Here is a 17529-nt window from a genome sequence, read left to right on the forward strand (position 1 = left end):
GCCAGTTCCATGCCTCAGGCCACGTCGACCAAGTCGAGACCATAATCATCCGCCCCGTCGGTCAGGGTGGGAGGTTTTTCAGCCGGGGTGCGGGCTTCATCACCGTGTGGCATCCGATGCAAAATGGTCAGCTCAAAGGACGAACCAACATGCTCTTGGCTGGTAACAGAGACATCTCCCCCCATCAGGCGGGCCAGTTTGCGCGTGATGGCCAAGCCAAGACCCGTACCACCAAACTTGCGAGTCGTTGAATCATCCCCCTGCACAAAAGGCTCAAAGATGCGATCAATCTGGTCAGCAGACATGCCTATGCCGGTATCTTTGACTTGAAACACCAGGACTTGGTCACGCTTGTGTACCGACAGGCTGACCACGCCATGATCTGTAAATTTGGCCGCATTGGCGGCTAGATTGTAAAGACATTGACGAAGACGGGTGGGATCACCCCACGCCTCCTCGATTGGCGCGGCCTGCAGTGCCAAAACATTGCCCCGTGCCTCCAGAATGGGGCGTATCGTGTCACCTACTTCTTGCAAAATCTCAGCGGGGGAATAGGCGATGGCCTCCGTTTCCATCGAGCCGGCTTCGATTTTGGACAGATCAAGGACTTGGTTGATGACGCCCAGGAGATGGGTCCCGGCGCTGCGGATGCGGGCCGCATCGTTGCGGCTTTGCTCAAGGTTTTTGCCTTGGAGATCTTCTTCCAGGATTTCAGCATAGCCGATGACGGCATTGAGCGGGGTGCGGAACTCATGGCTCATCATGGCGAGGAAGGCGGATTTGGCTTTATTGGCCGCCACAGCGCGTGCGCGCTCGCTTTCGGCTTCAATCCGGCCCATGGCCTCTAAGCGCAGTCTTTCAAAGGCACGTGCAAGCGCACCGACTTCATCGGCACGATCCTGAAGCGGCGTGGCCGCGCTGAGGTCACCAGCAGCAAATTGGTCGGCTGTCTGGGTTAGTATGGTCAAAGGCTGGGTGACACGTCGGCGCAAGAAAGCAAAAACAAAGACCAGCGCCACACCAAAGAGCACCAGCGTTGCCAGCAAGGAACGGTTGCGCGCAGTTTCCAGCCGAACAATGCGGGCCTCTAACAATTCCTTGAGTTCGTCAGCCGCAATCATGGTCACATCGTGCAATTGCTTGCGCGCTTGCCATTCGAGGGCGACGGCAACTTGATTGTTGAATGGCTCATCTTGGTCGGACAGACGGCGGGTATAGATGTCCAAGCGGTCGAGCGTTCGGATGGTTTCGGCAAACTCATTTTGGAAAATGCCAAGCCGGGCTGAATTGTGTGAATGACGCAGAGCCGAGGCTGCGGAATCTTCCAACTGGCTGATCGCCACACGATAGCCACCACCCAGTCGTAGGAGTTCGTGCCCATCGGTTGTGACTTGCGACTTGTCGGCGCTTTTGAAAAATCCCAAAGCGGCTGCTTTTGCGTTCAGGATGGCTGAGGTTTCGGGAAATCGGACGATCAGCAAATCCATCAAATAATAGGAATCAAGTTCAGGATCGAGAATGAGGTTGGACGCATCGCCGACTTGGACGTTCAATGAACGCAGCTTGGTACGGATGGTGTTTACCGGGCCGATATCTGCCCGCCCACTGGCTGAAATTTGCAACAAATCAGCGCTGACTTGGTCAACCAAAGCTTCGGTCCCAAAGCTCTGGCCATATTGGGCTTGAGCGCGCTTGAGGTCTGTCACGGCGGAAAATAGCTGAGACGTCAACGCGCCCGTCGTCTCGCTTTGATAGATGGCCTCTGACAGACTTAGGCCTGCTTCATGAATGGCTTTGGCCATATTGACGCCGCGGATTTCGGCCCGTGCGAAGTCGATGGCCTTTTGTTGTTCTTGCACAAACAGTGCAAGCAACAGGGCAATAGGTGCCAGAAAGGCGGCCACTGCCACCATCAGGCTTGCCCTGAGGCTGGACGAACGGGTAAAGGCGACATCAGGTCCCATCTTCCGGGCCATATCACGCCACGGTTAGGATGAACCTAAGATTTCAGATTGAATTGCGCGCAAGTCGACTGATTCAGGCTGCCATGCGGGCGCGCATCTCGCGCCGCAAGGTGTCGATCGGCACCAGACCCTTGTCGGTCCGCAAGTGCCAATAGGTCCAACCATTGCAGGCTGGGGCGTGCTGGACTTGGGCACCCACGCGGTGGATTGAACCGACCATTTCACCTGCCATGATCGAACCATCCGCGCGCACACGGGCCGCCACATCACCACGGGGCGAATAAATGGCGTCACCGGCCCGCAGCAAGCCTTGCTCGACAATGGCACCAAAGGGAACGCGAACTTCTTCCTTCTTTGATTTCATGCCCTCAATATGGTCGAGGTGGCCAGGTTCAACCCGCGAAATCCGTTGTTCAGCGGCCAACGCATAGCCTGCATCGCGCTCCAAACCGATCCAGCGCCGCCCAAGCGCCTTGGCCACAGCCCCGGTGGTGCCCGAGCCAAAGAAGGGGTCCAAAATCAGATCGCCCGGTTTGCTGGCAGCCATCAAAATCCGATGGAGCAATGCTTCTGGCTTTTGGGTTGGATGAACTTTTTTACCCGTCGCATCTTTCAGACGCTCTTGGCCTGAGCAGATCGGGATCGACCAGTCCGAACGCATTTGCAAGTCATCATTGAGGACTTTGAGTGCGTCATAATTGAAGGTGTAACGCTTTTGATTGGCAGATTTGGTGGCCCAGATCATCGTTTCATGGGCGTTTTGGAAGCGTGTGCCTTTGAAATTGGGCATCGGATTGGTTTTGCGCCAAATCACGTCGTTCAAGATCCAGAAGCCGAGATCCTGCAAAGTCGCGCCGACGCGGAAGATGTTGTGATAAGAGCCAATGACCCAGATCGTGCCGGTATCGGAGAGGCAACGCCGTGCGGCAGCCAGCCAAGCCTTGGTAAAGGCATCATAGCTGGCAAAATCGGCAAACTTATCCCAATCATCATCAACCCCAGCGACCTTGGAATTATCTGGTCGCGTTAAGTCCCCACCCAATTGCAGATTATAAGGGGGGTCGGCGAAAATCATGTCCACCGAACCTTCAGGCAGCGAATTCATAAGCTCAATGCTATCGCCGATCAGAATGCGGTTTTCATAGTCTGCTGACATGTTGTGCCCCTCATGTGTGTTGGGGGCAATTGAATCTATTAGGGTTAAAAAAGGATTCACAAAATGAGTCAGTGATTCTTTTTTTCTGCAATCCTTCAGTCAAAATTTTTTCATGAGCGCTGCCCTTTGACCGGATGCGATCAAAGGGCAGCTTATGGCGGTGGATTTAGGGCGAGGACGTCAAGGGTTGAGCGGCCAAGCTACAGGCTGGACAGATTGTTATCGGCATCTGCCATAGCGGTCCGGGGAAGTTCCGGGGCCGCCCCGCATGCCGGGGGGATTTTCCCAATTGGTTCCTGGTCCCCCCGCAGGTCCGGGTGGATTATTGTCATTGTCGAACCAGCATTTTGCCACTTGGTTCCAAAAGCCAAATCGGGGATGCCAATAGCCAAAGCGCGCGTTGAAATAATAGCCTTGATGATAAGGCTTGAAGACATAGGCTGCGCCTCTGTAGCGATACAGCCGGTCGGGCGAGGCACCGGGGCCGCCACGTGGGCCCGGTAGATTTTCCCAATTGGTGCCACGCCCGCCAGCAGGACCTGGTGGGTTATTGTCGCGATCTTTTGCAAAGACAGGCGCACATGTGATTGCCAGCATGACGCATGTCGCTGCGGCTGCAAATTTGGCTGAAACAGCTTTCATTTTTCATCTCCATTGGTTGGGTCCCGTCGAGATGAGAAACGCATGATCTGAAGCAGTTCCGTTGGCCAAGCTGGCATGCTTGCGGAACTTTAATGTTGGAAATCCTACAATATGGCCGCAACTGGTTTGTAGCTCAGCCGGTGGAGCGGGCAGGGACCGAGCTTTCGCAGCGCCTCTAAATGGGCCTTGGTGCCATAGCCCTTGTGTTGGGCAAAGCCATAGCCGGGATAAAGCGCATCTGCGGCCTGCATCTGCTGATCTCGCTCGACTTTGGCCAGGATAGAGGCGGCCGCGATCGACAGGGATTTGTGATCCCCACCAACAATGGCTCGGCACGCCATGTTCAGATCTGGGGTCTTATTCCCATCAACAAGGGCAAGTTCAGGCGTGATTGGCAAGGCCTCAACCGCCAGCCGCATGGCTTTCATCGTGGCCGCCAGAATATTGGTTTGATCAATCTCATCTGGGCCTATCATGACACAGGCATAAGCCTTCGCCTGTGCACGAATGGTGTGTGCTAACCCATCACGAGCTGCTTCAGTCAGCCGCTTTGAATCATCAATTCCCTCAGGCATATCATCTGGATCCAAAATGACAGCTGCAGCAGCAACCGGCCCCGCCCATGGGCCGCGACCGGCTTCATCAATGCCGCAGACGGCTCTCAGCGACACGCCAATTTGGGCAGCATATAAAGCTTCAAGGCTAAGGTCTGGCATGGCTGCAACATAAGCGGGGATTCGGATAGGATTTCGCATTTCCCCGGCAGCAGCCCCCTATCTTCTCGCACCGGGATTGCTATGGTTAGTGCTTCGGACAGGATAAAGCCATGAGCAGCAAAATTGAGCCCAGTGAGTTTGATGCCTATTCCAAGGCAGAAACCGATGAACCGTTTTTCACCCTTTTGGCGCGTGATCCGATTGCCCCCTCGCTGATCGAGGCTTGGGCCTATTTGCGCTCGGGCCAAATTGGGGCTGCCGAGATTGCCTTCAAGCAGGCGGTTGATGCTGCAACCCATATTCATCCTCAAATGCCAGGTGAGGCGCAGATTCGCTCTGCCTTTGAGGTCGCCGATGAGTGCCGTCAGTGGGCGCGCTCTAAGATGGTGTCAGGACGCCGATAAATCATGACTTCTGCCCCCGATGCGGCAGCTTTGCCGCAAGGTGGGCTGCTCAAAAAATTGCTTCTACTGGCTGGCCCTGTGGCCGGATCGAACGTGCTTGTCATGCTGATGGGCTTGGTCGATGCCATTTTGGTTGGTCGTCACTCCGCCAATGAGTTGGCTGAACTGGCCTTGGCTTGGAGCTTGAATGGCACCGCCATGGTGGCCACGATCGGCCTTCTGGTTGGGGTGCAAGTGCTGGCAGCGCGCCGGTTCGGGCAAGATAACCCTCGCGCCATTGGTCTGATTTGGCGGCGTGGCATTCTCACCGCCCTGATCATGGGGGTCGGGCTGGGGTTCCTTCTGCATTTTGGTGCGCTGTGGGCGCTGACTCATTTAGGGCAAAAGGCCGATCTGGCAGCGGGTGCAGCCTCATGCGCCGCGATCTTGGGTCTCAGCCTATTGCCCAATGCTGTTTATCTAACGTGTGCGAAAACGCTTGAAGCCTTGTCGCGTCCAAAAGTTGCGCTGGCGCTGATGGCCGGGGCAAATGTGATCAATCTCGTCGTTGGCCTCCTCCTGGTACCGGGGCTGGGAGCCGATGGGGCTGCTTGGGCGACGCTGGCCGCCCGGCTCTTTTTGGCCGGTGGTGCATTATTCTGGTTGTTGAACATGCCAGATGCGGCCCAATTTGGCTTTCTCGACCTGTCAACACAGGCCGCACCGGGTGAAGCGCGCGAACAAATCTCCATTGGCCTTTCGGCGGCTGGTAGCGGCGTTCTCGAGGCTGGCTCTTTCAATGTGTTGACCATCATTGCTGGCATTGCCGGCGTGGTCCAAGTCGGCGCCTTCAACATTGTGATGAATATCATGTCGATTGGCTTCATGCCCGCCATGGGGATTGCCTCGGCCACCGCGGTCATTGCCTCAAATGCGCGCGGTGCGGGCGACATGGTGGGAGCCCGCCGGGTCGCTTGGATCGGACTGGGGCTGTCGGGAGGTTATGCTGCCTTGTTTGCCCTGACGACATGGCTCTTTGCCCATCCCATCGCATCAGCTTTTACCCAAGACCCTGCCTTGGTCGCCTATGGGGCCGCTTTGGTCGGTCTGGTTTGGCTGATGGCGGTACCGGATTTTCTCCAAGTGGTTGCCGCCCAAGCGCTGCGGGCCTTGGGCAAGCCTTGGTTTCCAACGGCCAGTCATTTTGTCTCTTATGTCCTGATCATGTCTCCTTTGGGCTGGTTCCTTTGTCTGCATCTTGGGCGGGGCGCACGAGGCCTGTTGGAAGCAGTTGCCATTGCCAGCGTAATATCCGCGGGCATTCTCATCGCCCGCTTGATGCTCCTCGGACCTATTCAGGCAGTCTCGCTGCCCACAATTGTGGATGAGTCACCGAAAGCCTGATGTCGCCTCTGGCCACGCGCTCTGGAATAAGACTTGCTGGTAAGGGTTCCAAGATCAGCAATTGTTCGGTTTCAGGACAGATTGAGGGGGGCAAGGTGCGGACATTTGGTAAGCGACAATTGCGGACCACTGGGGCAACATTGTTCCTAGGCCTATTGGGCAGTGCGGCTGCCTTGCTGCCGATTGCGTGTTTTGCCGTGATTAATCCAGGTCAGACGGCCCATTGGACGCTCTATGGGGCTGCATCGATTGTTGGCGGGGCGGTGGTCGGCTGGGTCCTGCGCCGCTAGGGCGGGCCGCTCTGTGGCTTTTGTGAACCAGAGTGATCTCCCAGATTTTGAGGTGAGGGATCGATTGGTCTGCCACGCGCGATAAGGTCCCCGCTTTCTGCTGCGCTTCGGCGGGGATGCCACTGTTTCGTTGTGTCATTTTATACAAAGGCGTGTCATCCCGGATGGCGAAGCCGATCCGGGACCTTGTGCCGCAAAGTCCCACGAGGTCCCCGCTTTCTGCTCAGCACGCCCAGTTCAGAAAAGCCTGAGCGGGCCTAGACGCCGAGGATCCAGCCTTCTTCTTGCTCCACCGCAGCGATGTCGGCTTCAGCCATGCCTTTGGCCGGGCCGAAGGAAGCTGCCAGCTTGCCAGCCTCATCCAGAGCCGCGAAATGTTCGGCAATGGCGCGGACTTGGGCCAGGTCTTTGACTTCGCCAACGGCAGGGACAGCCTTGACCATGGACGGATAGATTTCGGCCAATAGGATGCGAACCTCAGCCAGATCGTCCCGCGTTAATCCCCGATAACCGGTTTCAAACGGCCAAATACGGGCGTCGGCGCGCTGATCCCGCAGCTTCTTGACCACGGGGATTCCCGTCAAGGCCTGTGAGCCAACCGATCCCGCAGTATAAAGCTTCCAGATCGGGCTCGCCCCTTTGGCGGCAAGCTCTGCACGGCGATGCTCTGGCACATCGCCTGGGCCATGCGGCCGGGTCTTTTTTGATTGCAGCGTGGTCAGCACATCGCGTGGCGGACAGCCCCAGAACGGGAAGGGCCCGCCCGAAATCAGCCGATTCATCATGGCTGCAACTTGGAAGCGATTATTGGCATTATCTGGCTTGTCTTTGATTTCTTTTGCCAAAAACTGATGCATGCTGGCCCAGGCCGGACCATCAAACTTCAAAGCAGCCGCGGTGCCTTCGGGATAGCCAAGCGGAAAGTCAAACCCGATCAAGGTGCGATCCCCGCGCTTGTCAAAATCAGCCAGTAGGGCGGTCAAGGCGTCGAAGGCAGCTTTGCGGGTCGGTGGATTTTGCGCCTCAAACCGCAATTGCAGCCGCACATCCCGGCGCAATGTCCCAATCCAGATCGAGTCCGCCCCAGTGGCGGGCTTGGCCGCTGCCGACCAGTCTACCATCACATAATTGTCGAAAAGGCGGCTCATCGGGGTCTTTCCTATTCTGGTTTATGCCAGCGCGTGAATCGAAGCGGGGCTTCTACAGGCCCTGCACCTCTGCGTCACCCAAGATTTCTGCAGGTTTGAGCGACAAAACACAGTATCAAGGCGTTAGAGGTATATAGGCGCTGGTGGGCTTGGTGCGCAGTGGGCTCAAAACGAACCAGACCGCGCACCTTGGTTGTTGATTGCAAATTTGGCTTGAAGGCCGCCTAAGCGAGCTTGACCAACATCTTGCCGGCATTGGCCCCGCTGAATAGTCCAATAAAGGCCTCGGGTGCTTTGGCGATGCCCTCCATCACGGTTTCTTCCCACCTGATTTTGCCAGCCTTGATCCAACCGCCCATTTCTGACAGGAATTGGCCCTGCATGCTGGCGTAATTAGACACGATAAAGCCCTGAACTTTCAGGCTTTTTCCAACGATATAGACAAGATTGCGCGGTCCGGGCGTGGGTTCGGTCGCATTATATTGGCTGATCATGCCGCACTCAGCAAAGCGGCCGCCGGGACGCGCCAATTCGAGGGCAACTTCCAGATGTTCGCCCCCGACATTGTCAAAATAAATGTCGATCCCTTGCGGGGCGGCCGCGCGAACGGCAGCCAGTAGGTCTGGTGCAGTCTTGTAATTGACCACGTGATCAACCCCCACACTCTTTAGCCGGGCTGCTTTCTCATCAGACCCGCACGATGCCACCACCTTGCAGCCTTTGATCTTGGCAATCTGGCAGACCAGCGATCCCACAGCCCCGGCAGCACCGGAGACAAACACTGTTTCGCCGGGCTTTGGCGCACCAATTTCCAAGAAGCCACAATAGGCAGTCATGCCGGGCATTCCCATCACGCCTAAGAATGCTTGCAGCGGAATGCCCGCCGCATCAATCTTGGTGAACAAGGCCTTGGGGCCTGTCACATATTCCCGCCATCCCAGCATATGGCTGACAATGTCGCCGGGCTGAAAATCAGGATCACCGCTTTCGATCACTTTGCCAATGGCATGGCCTTGCAGTGCTTCACCCAATTGGAAGGGTGGCACATAACTTGGCCGATCATACATGCGGCCGCGCATATAGGGGTCCACGCTCATCCACAGGTTCTGCACCTGCACCATGCCTGGGCCGGGGCTTGGGCTCTCAGCAGATGCCAGTTCGAAGTTTTCGGCTGCTGGGGTGCCTTCAGGGCGGGATTTGAGGCGGATTTCGCGTGACTGGATCGCTGGCATGTTTGTCTCCCTGGTGATCCGGTCTCGGCTGACCGGTTGGTGGTTGATTGAGGCTTTTTTCGTCGACCGGTCAAGATGGCACGAAGGCGGCATGATGGAAGGGGCTGGATTGCTGCAGTTTTTTATCGGTCACGATTGATGGGGGCGATGATTTTGTGCTTGAGCGTCACGCGGCCATGACGCGGGGGTCACGGCTCACAAAAGGCGGTCGGACGGGCAATGAAGATCGGACTCATCGGGGCAGGGATTGCCGGGGAGCGCCATGCAGCGGCCCTGCGCATGATGGCAGAAGCCAGACTGATCGGCTTGCACGACCCGGATCAGCGCCGGGCGGCGGGCTTGTCGGCCCGCTTTGGTGCCCCAACCCTTGACCTTGACGCGCTGCTGTCTGAGTCTGACGCGGTCATCGTTGCCACACCAGCATCGACCCATGGTCGCTTGAGCCTGCAGGCCTTGGCAGCGGGTTGCCATGTTTTGGTAGAGCGACCAATTGCCACCGCACGCCATGAGGCACGCGACATGATCGCACAAGCGCGGGCGGCTAAGCGCATCTTGCATGTCGGACATCGTGAAGCCCCAACTTTGGCCGGACTAGGCCTTAGTGCTGGTTTGCCGGGATTGCGGCATCTGGAGGCGGTTCGAGAGGCCCCTCCACGCGAACACAGCGCCGATGTCTCGGTGATTTTCGACCTTATGATCCAAGATATCTTTGTTGCGGTGGTCTTGTTTGGAGCCCCGGCTGTTTCGGTTCGCGCAACCAAGTTGGGAGGTCGGGGATCGGCTATTGATGCTGCCGAGGCGCGCATCCGCTTTAAAGGCGGTGGCGAAGCCCGCCTGCGTGCCACCCGAACTGCCTCGATCCGGACCACGCAATGGGCGATTGAAACCGGGCGGGGCAAAATGGACGTCGATTTTGTGCGCGGCCAAGTCACGCAGACCGCAGGCTGGCCGGATGCCAAACCATTTCTGGCTCAAGATGCCGATCCAGTTGCGCAAAAGCTCGCCCAATTTGTTGCTGCCTGTGAAGCCCCATATCAGGAACCTGCCAATCAGGACGCCCTGGCAGCGATGGACCTTGCCTTGCAGATTGAAACCATTCTCAGCGCGAACCTTTGAACCCGGACCCACATCGGGCTAGTTTAGCCTTATGACTGCGCCGCTCACCACACTCCGTATCCTGTCTGCCCAACTCAACCCGATTGTGGGCGACATTAAGGGAAATCTGGCCAAGGCGGTCACCACAGTGGAGGCCGCGCTCGGGCAGGGTGCGGATCTGGTGGTGTTTCCAGAACTTTTCATGATTGGCTACCCGCCTGAAGATCTTGTCTTGAAAGCCGCTGCGGTCGCAGATTGCCAACGGGCGGTTGCGGCTCTGGCAGCCAAAACCGCCGGAACCGGACTGTCGGTTATCATGGGTACCCCGTGGCAGACACCAGAGGGGCTGCACAATGGCGTAGCCGTTCTGGCAGAAGGTCAGGTCCAGGCGCTTCGCTTCAAGCATGAATTGCCCAATTATGCCGTTTTTGACGAAAAGCGGGTGTTTCAACCAGGACCCTTGCCAGAACCTGTTGTGATCGGCGGTGTGAGGATTGGTCTGCCGATTTGTGAGGACATGTGGTTCGGGCGTGTCTGTGCGGCATTGGCCCAACACGGGGCTGAGCTGTTGATCGTCCCCAATGGCTCTCCCTATCGCCGCCCAGTCAGCGAAGAACGCCTTGTAAGCGCGCGGGCGCGGGTCCGCGAGACCAGACTGCCATTGCTTTATGTCAACCAGGTCGGCGGTCAGGATGAGCTCTGTTTTGATGGCGGCAGTTTCGCCCTCGATGGGGACGGAAAATGTGTGCAAACCTTGGTCAATTTTGCTGAAAGCGCGTCATTGTCGGTTTGGCACAAGCAAGGCCAGACATGGGTCTGCACGCAGGCAGAGCGTGTTGACCAGATAACGGGGCTGGCCGCTGACTATGCGGCCATGGTTTTGTCCTTGCGCGATTATGTCAATAAGAATGGGTTTCCCGGCGTTTTGTTGGGCCTGTCGGGCGGTATTGACTCCGCCTTGAGTGCGGCGGTGGCAGCTGATGCCTTAGGAGCAGACCGGGTTCGCTGTGTGATGATGCCATCGCGCTATACCAGCCAGGGCAGTCTCGATGATGCTGCCGATAATGCCCGCCGCCTCAACATTGCCTATGACGTGATTTCGATCGAGCCCGCCGTCACAGCTTTTGACCAGATGCTGCAAGGGCCATTTGCCGGGACCCAAACCGGAATTGCGGAAGAAAATATCCAGAGCCGCAGCCGCGCCGTGCTTCTGATGGCCTTGTCCAATAAGTTTGGCTCCATGGTGCTGACCACCGGCAATAAGAGTGAAATGGCGGTCGGCTATGCCACGCTCTATGGCGATATGTGCGGTGGCTATAATGCCTTGAAGGACCTCTATAAAATGGAGGTCTATGCCTTGGCACGCTGGCGTAACGCCAATCTCTGCCATATTGGCCTTGGGGCTTCAGGCGAGGTCATTCCCCCCCGTATCATTGACAAGGCCCCATCTGCGGAGTTGCGGGAGAACCAGACCGATCAGGATAGCCTGCCGCCTTATCCCGCGCTTGATGACATGCTGCATGGCTTTGTGGAGGAAGAGGCTGAGATTGAGGATGTGATCGCGCGCGGGCATGATCCAGCAATTGTCCGTCGCATCCAGAATCTGCTCTATGTCGCCGAGTACAAGCGCCGTCAGGCACCGCCGGGTGTGAAGATTGGGACCCGTAACTTCGGCCGTGATCGGCGCTATCCGATCACAAATAAATATCGCGATGAGCTTTAGGCCACGCTTGGCTGTGACTTTTTAAGTCTTGTCATCCCGGACGGCGAAGCCGATCCGGGACCTTGTGCCGCACTTTCGCATGGAGGTCCCCGCTCTGCGCTGCGCTTCGGCGGGGATGACATCGTTTAGAGAAGATTTTTGTCTCGAAGCGCTTTGGTGCCCATTCTGGTCCACCAAACCGCAACTTCAATTGTTCTTGCGACAACTGGGTGGTCAAGTGTCGGTTTTCTTCGAAAACCGATCGCGCCGCGACGCAGCAAAGCTGCGCACTTGACGACCCAGATGTCGCGCTCAAACTCGATGAGCCGTTTTGGTGAAACAGGGCTTTCACCAAAGCGGTTCTAAGTGGAAAAGCCAAACCCCACCACGCTGTCATCCCGGACGGCGAAGCCGATCCGGGACCTTGTGCCGCACTTTCGCATGGAGGTCCCCGCTCTCCGCTACGCTCCGGCGGGGATGACACGGTTCTGGAAACATGAGTTTATTCATAAGGGTGTCATCCCGGACGGCGAAGCCGATCCGGGATCACATCTTTAAGGCTTGCGCGCCTGCACGACCCAAATCGCACCGCCCAAGCTGAGCAGATCATCCTTCAGACGGGGCGCGATGGCGATCTCCATCTTGTCGCGGACCTTGGCGGCATCTTCTGGGGATAATTGCGCGATGGCCAAGGCAGCCGGTCCGACTTCCATCACAAAATCAGCCGCCATCGCCGCACCCGGCGCAGAGCCCATGGACATGGGTGCATCGACCGGGGCGAAGCTGACATCAGTCAGGCCTGCGGTCTCCAAAATGGTCCGCACACGCTCAGGATTGGCAAAGGCAAAAGGGCTTGGGGCGTCAGGCGGAAGCGGGGCAGGCGGAGCCGTGACCTGGGCCAAGACCTGCATCGGCATGGTCACCCACTCATTCTCTGGCGGGGGACGCCAGCACACAAAAACGACGCGTCCGCCAGGCTTCAGGAATTGGGCCATATGTGTGAAGGCGGCATGTGGATCATCAAAAAACATGACGCCAAAGCGTGAGATCAAAAGGTCAAACGGCTCGTCAAACACCGCGTCAGAGGCATCTGCCTCCTCAAAACTTACCCCGTCACGCCCATCAGCGCGTTGCCGGGCCAGACCCAAGAGTGGGGCAGAAATATCAACCCCGATGACGCGATGACCAAGGTCGGCTATCATCAAGGATGTTTCCCCTGACCCGCAACCGACATCAAGAACATGCATTGGCGCGGCATGTTCCAGCTTCGCAGCGGCCATCAAGGCGTGGGTGAACGGGGCCAGCATGGCATCGATCTCAACCTGCCGTCTGGTCCAACGTTCTCCTGCAAATGTATTCCAAAGGTCTTTCTGGGCCTGGTTTTTTTGTTCAGACAAGTTTGTTCTCCCGGTCTGCCCAATAGCGGTCGCGCAAGAGCCGCTTATAGAGCTTACCGGTGGGATAGCGCGGCAATTCTGCCATAAAGTCAATGGAGCGTGGTGCTTTGATATGACTAATTTGGTTGCGGCAGAAGGCCAGAAGTTCCGCTTCGAGATCTGGGCCCGTATCGGCCATGTCCATGGGCTGAACCACGGCTTTCACTTCTTCGCCGAATTCGTCATTGGGCACGCCAAACACGGCAACATCGGCGACTTTGGGGTGGGTCACCAGCACATTCTCACTTTCTTGGGGATAGATATTCACCCCGCCTGAGATGATCATGAAGGCCTTGCGGTCGGTGAGGAATAAGAAGCCCTCGTCATCGACATAGCCGACATCACCCAGCGTCGACCAACCCTCTGCATGACGGCTTTCGGCCGTCTTTTCGGGGCTATTGTGATATTCAAACTGGGGGCCATTGGCGAAGTAAACTGTGCCTGCTTCCCCCGCCGGGAGCAACTGACCATCCTCGCCCACGATGCGAAGCTCACCCAGGAGCGCCTTGCCGACGCTGCCCTTTTTGCGCAGCCAATCATGGGGCGCAATGGTGCAAAAGCCATTACCTTCGGTTCCAGCATAATATTCGAAAATGATCGGCCCCCACCATGCCATCATCTGTTCCTTAATGGCGACCGGGCAGGGGGCAGCCGCATGAACCGCCATTTTAAGGCTTGAAAGGTCGTAGGATGTGCGGACTGCTTCATCGAGTTTCAGCATGCGCACAAACATGGTGGGGACGAGTTGGCTGTCGGTGATGCGGTGGTGTTGAACAGCGGCCAAATAGGCTTCTGGCTCAAACTTTTCCATGACGACGACAGTACCACCAATCTTGTGAACCGACATGCACCAGCGCAGAGGTGCAGCATGATAGAGGGGGGCCGGCGACAAATAGCGGGAGTCCGCGGTAATGCCGTAAATCGCTTGCGCCATCATTTGGAGTGCATTGGGGCTGTCAATCGGTGCGCCAGTCAGCGGGATTTTGATGCCCTTTGGTCGCCCGGTTGTACCGGAGGAATAGAGCATGTCCGCCCCGGCGCTTTCATCGGCAATGGCGGTCTCAGGCTGTTGAGACCGCACCTTGCGATAGTCTGACGCCATATCGGGCGCGCCTCCAACCACCAATGTGGGGATGGCGTGATCTAGCTGATTGAGTGCATCTTGAGCGAGCGGCAATAGATTGGCACCCACAAACAGGATGCGGGAAGCGGAATCCTTCAAAATATAAGCAATTTCATCAGCTTGCAGCTTTGTTGAGACGCAAGTGAAATAGAGTCCTGCTCGCTGCGCGCCCCATGCGATTTCGAAATAGTCCGGGCAATTGTCGAGGAGGACTGCAATGGCGTCACCAGGCTTAAGACCGTGGTCGCGCAGCAGATGGGCGACTTGGTTAGAGCGCGCGTTCAATTCGCCATAGGTCAAACTTTCCCCTGACGTCGCCATCATGACGGCGGGCTTGTCGGGGTTCTGGGCGGCATGGTGGACTGGATGCATGGTCGACTCCCTCACTGCAGAACTCTTAAACGGTTCGGTCTCTTGCTGTGGTGGCATTTGCCTCGTTCAGATGCAAGTCAGTTCACGGGGAGGTGAAAATTGTGACCATTGTGCAACAGATTGCCTGCAAAGGCGGCAGAACTCAGGGGTTTCCGATTGGTAACAGAACGGCCTAACCTTGAATCGATCGGGTTGGGGGATCACATCGCGGCCCACGGGGCACATGCCCGTAAGGGCTGCGGCCCATTTGAGGGCTGATGCCCGTTCAAGAGGAAAACACATGGACGTTTCAATTCGCGCACTGATGATCGCGATGGGTACCGCTGCGATTGCGCTGCCCGCTTATGCTCAAGATGCACAACCAAAGCCAGAAGCTGAAGTCGTTGTCGTGACCGGTACCCGCGTGGCAGCCCGTTCGGCCTTGTCGACCGCCGCGCCGGTTGATGTGGTCGCCGCGAGCCAATTGGCCCAGCAAGGCAGCCCTGAACTCAACCAACAGCTGGCAATTGCCTTGCCAAGCTTCAACTTCCCACGTCCGGCGATTGTGGACGGTACTGACTCTGTACGTCCAGCAACTTTGCGCGGTCTGGCTCCTGACCAGACCTTGGTTCTGGTCAATGGTAAGCGCCGCCACACGGCCGCTTTGGTCAATATCAATGGCTCGGTTGGCCGTGGTGCTTCATCGGTGGACCTCAACACAATCCCGACCGGCATGCTGGAAACCGTTGAAGTGTTGCGCGATGGTGCATCGGCTCAATATGGTTCTGATGCAATTGCTGGCGTGATCAATTTGCGCCTGAAGCAGCGTCGTGAAGGCGGTAATGTCACGGTTTCCTATGGTAGCCGCGTCACCACGGTGAATACTGACCCGGCGCCGCCACTGCCCAACGGCACGACCAATTTCACCGCGGCCAACATCATCACCAACCCAACATGGCAGACGATCCGTTCGCGTGATGTCAGCGATGGTGCGACCGCCACCGTCAATGGCTGGGTCGGATTGCCACTGTTTGAAAACGGCTCGCTGACTGTGGCAGCAGAAGTCACCACGCGTGAAGCGATCAACCGCCAAGGCTATGACACCCGCCGTCTGTACAATTTGCTGCCCGGTGGGGCCCTCGACCCACGTGAAGCCACCATCAACCGCTGGAACCAGCAATATGGTGATGGTGAATTGGTGCAGGGCACATTGTTTGCGAACGCCAGCATCGACCTGACCGACACCACCCGCCTTTATGGGTGGGCCAGTGTGCAGGGCCGTGATTCAACCTCGGCTGCGTTCTTCCGTTGGCCTGCAGATTCTCGCAACGTCGTGGAAATCTACCCCAATGGCTTCCTGCCCAAGATCAATGCGCTGGTCACAGATGGTTCGTTCGCCATGGGTGTTGAAACCAAGTGGAATGGCTGGGATGTCGATCTGTCGGTCAACCGTGGCTATAACGAGATGGAATTTGTCATCCGTAACACGCTGAACCGGTCGCTCGGCGTGGCAAGCCCAACCTCGTTCAATGCCGGTGGCTTTAACAATACCCAGACGGTGGTCAATCTCTCGGCCGTCAAGGGCTATAATGTTGGTCTCGCCTCTGATCTCAACGTGGCTGTGGGTGTGGAAGCCCGCCGCGATCATTACGAGATTTTTGCCGGTGAACCGGGCTCCTACTTCCAATCCGGCGCCTTTGTGGCCGGTAGCCAAGGCTTTGGTGGCTTCAAACCTGCCAATGTCATCGGCAAATCGCGTGACGCCATCGGCGGTTATGTCGATTTGGAAGTCAATGTCACCGATGCGCTCTTGCTCTCGGGTGCGGTGCGGGTCGAAGATTATACCGACTTTGGCAATAATGTGAGTGGCAAGATTGCCGGCCGTTATGACTTCAATGAAGTCTTTGCGCTGCGCGGTTCGGTGTCAACGGGCTTCCGCGCTCCGAGCTTGCAGCAGCAATTCTTCACCGCGTCGTCCACCAATGTGGTCGCTGGTGTGCCGCTGGAAATCTTGACCGTTCCATCGACCGACCGGATCGGCCTTGCCCTCGGCGGTAAGCCACTGAAGCCTGAAGAATCAGTCAACTACTCGTTGGGCGGTGTTCTGCGCTTTGGTGATTTCAATGTCACGTTGGATGCCTATCAGATTGAGTTGACCGACCGGATCGTGCTGTCGGAAAACCTCAACCAGCCTGCTGTGGCCACATTGCTGGCCGCCAATGGCATCGTTGGGATCAATGCGGTCCGCTTCTTCCTCAATGGTGTGGATTCCACCACCAAAGGGGCAGATCTGGTGGCCAGCTATCGCCTGCGCACCGACTTTGGTCGCTTTGACTTCACAGGCAGCGTCTCGCTCAATGAGACCAAGCTCGACAAAGTGCCGGTCATTCCAGCACTGACCGCGATCGGCCTGACCCCAACCCAATTGTTCAGCCGGATCAATTCGCTGACGCTGACCGAAGGCCAGCCCAAGCAAAAGGGTTCGTTCAATACCAATTGGAGCCATGGCAAATTGGGGGCGACCTTTAAGGCGACCTATTATGGCGAAGTCACCGCACCGGGCACTGATGCCCAGCGCGACCTCAAGCTGACGCCAGAAGTGCTGTTCGACCTTGAAGGCCGTTACAAGGTCAATGACCGCATCACGCTGACGCTGGGTGCTGAAAACATCACCGACGTGTACCCTCGCAAAACGCCGGGTACAGTGGTGTTGACCCCATCGACCTTCACCACGCTGAACAATTCTGGCGCGACGGCCTTCTCTGGCTATTCGCCGTTCGGCTTCTCTGGCCGTTATGTCTATGGCCGGGTGTCGATCGACTTCTAAAGTCACGCTTAGCGCACAAAAAGAAGGCCGCGGTGATCTCACCGCGGCCTTTTCATATGC

Annotated in this window: 14 protein-coding genes; 6 read left to right on the plus strand and 8 right to left on the minus strand. The window is 57.0% G+C overall.

Going from position 1 to position 17529, the window contains the following annotated elements:
- Positions 1-14 precede the first annotated feature (14 nt).
- The 4 genes from PbB2_RS03455 to PbB2_RS03470 form a co-directional block, all read right to left on the minus strand.
- A complete protein-coding gene (locus PbB2_RS03455; RefSeq protein ID WP_108983926.1) occupies positions 15-1976 on the minus strand; it encodes a sensor histidine kinase in 1962 nt (653 codons plus the stop codon).
- A gap of 61 nt (positions 1977-2037) precedes the next feature.
- Complete coding sequence (locus PbB2_RS03460; protein ID WP_108983927.1) at positions 2038-3120, minus strand: site-specific DNA-methyltransferase; 1083 nt, start codon at positions 3118-3120, stop codon at positions 2038-2040.
- Between the two features lie 219 nt (positions 3121-3339).
- Positions 3340-3762: a hypothetical protein gene (locus PbB2_RS03465; RefSeq protein WP_238164834.1), complete on the minus strand. Its 423-nt coding sequence runs from the start codon at positions 3760-3762 to the stop codon at positions 3340-3342.
- A 104-nt stretch (positions 3763-3866) separates the two neighbouring features.
- The gene (locus tag PbB2_RS03470) at positions 3867-4517 is read right to left on the minus strand and encodes a ribonuclease HII (RefSeq protein WP_108983928.1); all 651 of its coding nucleotides are present in this window, start codon (positions 4515-4517) and stop codon (positions 3867-3869) included.
- A gap of 71 nt (positions 4518-4588) precedes the next feature.
- On the opposite strand from PbB2_RS03470, the gene PbB2_RS03475 reads away from it, so the two are divergent.
- Genes PbB2_RS03475 through PbB2_RS03485 form a run of 3 tightly spaced genes read left to right on the plus strand, consistent with a single transcriptional unit; the run spans position 4589 to position 6555 of the window.
- Positions 4589-4882, plus strand: coding sequence for a PIN domain-containing protein (locus tag PbB2_RS03475; RefSeq protein ID WP_108983929.1), 294 nt, complete (start codon positions 4589-4591; stop codon positions 4880-4882).
- Positions 4883-4885: 3 nt separating this feature from the next.
- Positions 4886-6265 (plus strand): MATE family efflux transporter, encoded by a 1380-nt coding sequence (locus tag PbB2_RS03480; protein ID WP_108983930.1) that lies wholly within the window; start codon positions 4886-4888, stop codon positions 6263-6265.
- The gene (locus tag PbB2_RS03485) at positions 6265-6555 is read left to right on the plus strand and encodes a hypothetical protein (protein ID WP_108983931.1); all 291 of its coding nucleotides are present in this window, start codon (positions 6265-6267) and stop codon (positions 6553-6555) included. The genes PbB2_RS03480 and PbB2_RS03485 overlap by 1 nt, the downstream gene beginning before the upstream one ends.
- A 257-nt stretch (positions 6556-6812) precedes the next feature.
- Here PbB2_RS03485 and PbB2_RS03490 read toward each other — a convergent pair whose 3' ends face one another.
- Both PbB2_RS03490 and PbB2_RS03495 read right to left on the minus strand, forming a co-directional pair.
- Entirely contained in the window at positions 6813-7703 is an 891-nt protein-coding gene (locus PbB2_RS03490; RefSeq protein WP_108983932.1) for a cobalamin biosynthesis protein CbiG, read from the minus strand.
- A 224-nt stretch (positions 7704-7927) separates the two neighbouring features.
- Complete coding sequence (locus tag PbB2_RS03495; RefSeq protein ID WP_108983933.1) at positions 7928-8935, minus strand: NADP-dependent oxidoreductase; 1008 nt, start codon at positions 8933-8935, stop codon at positions 7928-7930.
- Positions 8936-9154: 219 nt separating this feature from the next.
- Between PbB2_RS03495 and PbB2_RS03500 the strand changes: the two genes are divergently transcribed.
- Together PbB2_RS03500 and PbB2_RS03505 are read left to right on the plus strand one after the other, a co-directional pair.
- Positions 9155-10051 (plus strand): Gfo/Idh/MocA family protein, encoded by an 897-nt coding sequence (locus PbB2_RS03500; RefSeq protein WP_108983934.1) that lies wholly within the window; start codon positions 9155-9157, stop codon positions 10049-10051.
- Between the two features lie 31 nt (positions 10052-10082).
- Positions 10083-11753, plus strand: a complete 1671-nt coding sequence (locus PbB2_RS03505) for an NAD+ synthase (protein WP_108983935.1) — start codon at positions 10083-10085, stop codon at positions 11751-11753.
- A gap of 533 nt (positions 11754-12286) precedes the next feature.
- Here the strand turns inward: PbB2_RS03505 and PbB2_RS03515 are convergent.
- A complete protein-coding gene (locus PbB2_RS03515; RefSeq protein ID WP_108983937.1) occupies positions 12287-13129 on the minus strand; it encodes a class I SAM-dependent methyltransferase in 843 nt (280 codons plus the stop codon).
- Positions 13122-14663 carry an acyl-CoA synthetase gene (locus PbB2_RS03520; protein ID WP_108983938.1) on the minus strand — a complete coding sequence of 514 codons (1542 nt, stop codon included), beginning with the start codon at positions 14661-14663 and terminating at the stop codon, positions 13122-13124. The genes PbB2_RS03515 and PbB2_RS03520 overlap by 8 nt, the downstream gene beginning before the upstream one ends.
- 280 nt (positions 14664-14943) lie before the next feature.
- Between PbB2_RS03520 and PbB2_RS03525 the strand changes: the two genes are divergently transcribed.
- On the plus strand, positions 14944-17469 hold the full coding sequence (locus PbB2_RS03525; protein WP_108983939.1) for a TonB-dependent receptor plug domain-containing protein: 2526 nt from the start codon (positions 14944-14946) through the stop codon (positions 17467-17469).
- Positions 17470-17529 lie beyond the last annotated feature (60 nt).

It is taken from the genome of Candidatus Phycosocius bacilliformis, assembly GCF_003112735.1.
Lineage (GTDB): Bacteria > Pseudomonadota > Alphaproteobacteria > Caulobacterales > Aquidulcibacteraceae > Aquidulcibacter > Aquidulcibacter bacilliformis.

Bases quoted from the DNA above. Each gene is read 5' to 3' on its own strand.
- PbB2_RS03505 (WP_108983935.1), top strand. From the start codon at position 10,083: ATGACTGCGCCGCTCACCACACTCCGTATCCTGTCTGCCCAACTCAAC.
- PbB2_RS03525 (WP_108983939.1), top strand. From the start codon at position 14,944: ATGGACGTTTCAATTCGCGCACTGATGATCGCGATGGGTACCGCTGCG.
- PbB2_RS03480 (WP_108983930.1), top strand. From the start codon at position 4,886: ATGACTTCTGCCCCCGATGCGGCAGCTTTGCCGCAAGGTGGGCTGCTC.
- PbB2_RS03495 (WP_108983933.1), bottom strand. From the start codon at position 8,935: ATGCCAGCGATCCAGTCACGCGAAATCCGCCTCAAATCCCGCCCTGAA.
- PbB2_RS03485 (WP_108983931.1), top strand. From the start codon at position 6,265: ATGTCGCCTCTGGCCACGCGCTCTGGAATAAGACTTGCTGGTAAGGGT.
- PbB2_RS03520 (WP_108983938.1), bottom strand. From the start codon at position 14,663: ATGCATCCAGTCCACCATGCCGCCCAGAACCCCGACAAGCCCGCCGTC.
- PbB2_RS03465 (WP_238164834.1), bottom strand. From the start codon at position 3,762: ATGAAAGCTGTTTCAGCCAAATTTGCAGCCGCAGCGACATGCGTCATG.
- PbB2_RS03470 (WP_108983928.1), bottom strand. From the start codon at position 4,517: ATGCGAAATCCTATCCGAATCCCCGCTTATGTTGCAGCCATGCCAGAC.
- PbB2_RS03490 (WP_108983932.1), bottom strand. From the start codon at position 7,703: ATGAGCCGCCTTTTCGACAATTATGTGATGGTAGACTGGTCGGCAGCG.
- PbB2_RS03460 (WP_108983927.1), bottom strand. From the start codon at position 3,120: ATGTCAGCAGACTATGAAAACCGCATTCTGATCGGCGATAGCATTGAG.
- PbB2_RS03475 (WP_108983929.1), top strand. From the start codon at position 4,589: ATGAGCAGCAAAATTGAGCCCAGTGAGTTTGATGCCTATTCCAAGGCA.
- PbB2_RS03500 (WP_108983934.1), top strand. From the start codon at position 9,155: ATGAAGATCGGACTCATCGGGGCAGGGATTGCCGGGGAGCGCCATGCA.
- PbB2_RS03455 (WP_108983926.1), bottom strand. From the start codon at position 1,976: ATGGCCCGGAAGATGGGACCTGATGTCGCCTTTACCCGTTCGTCCAGC.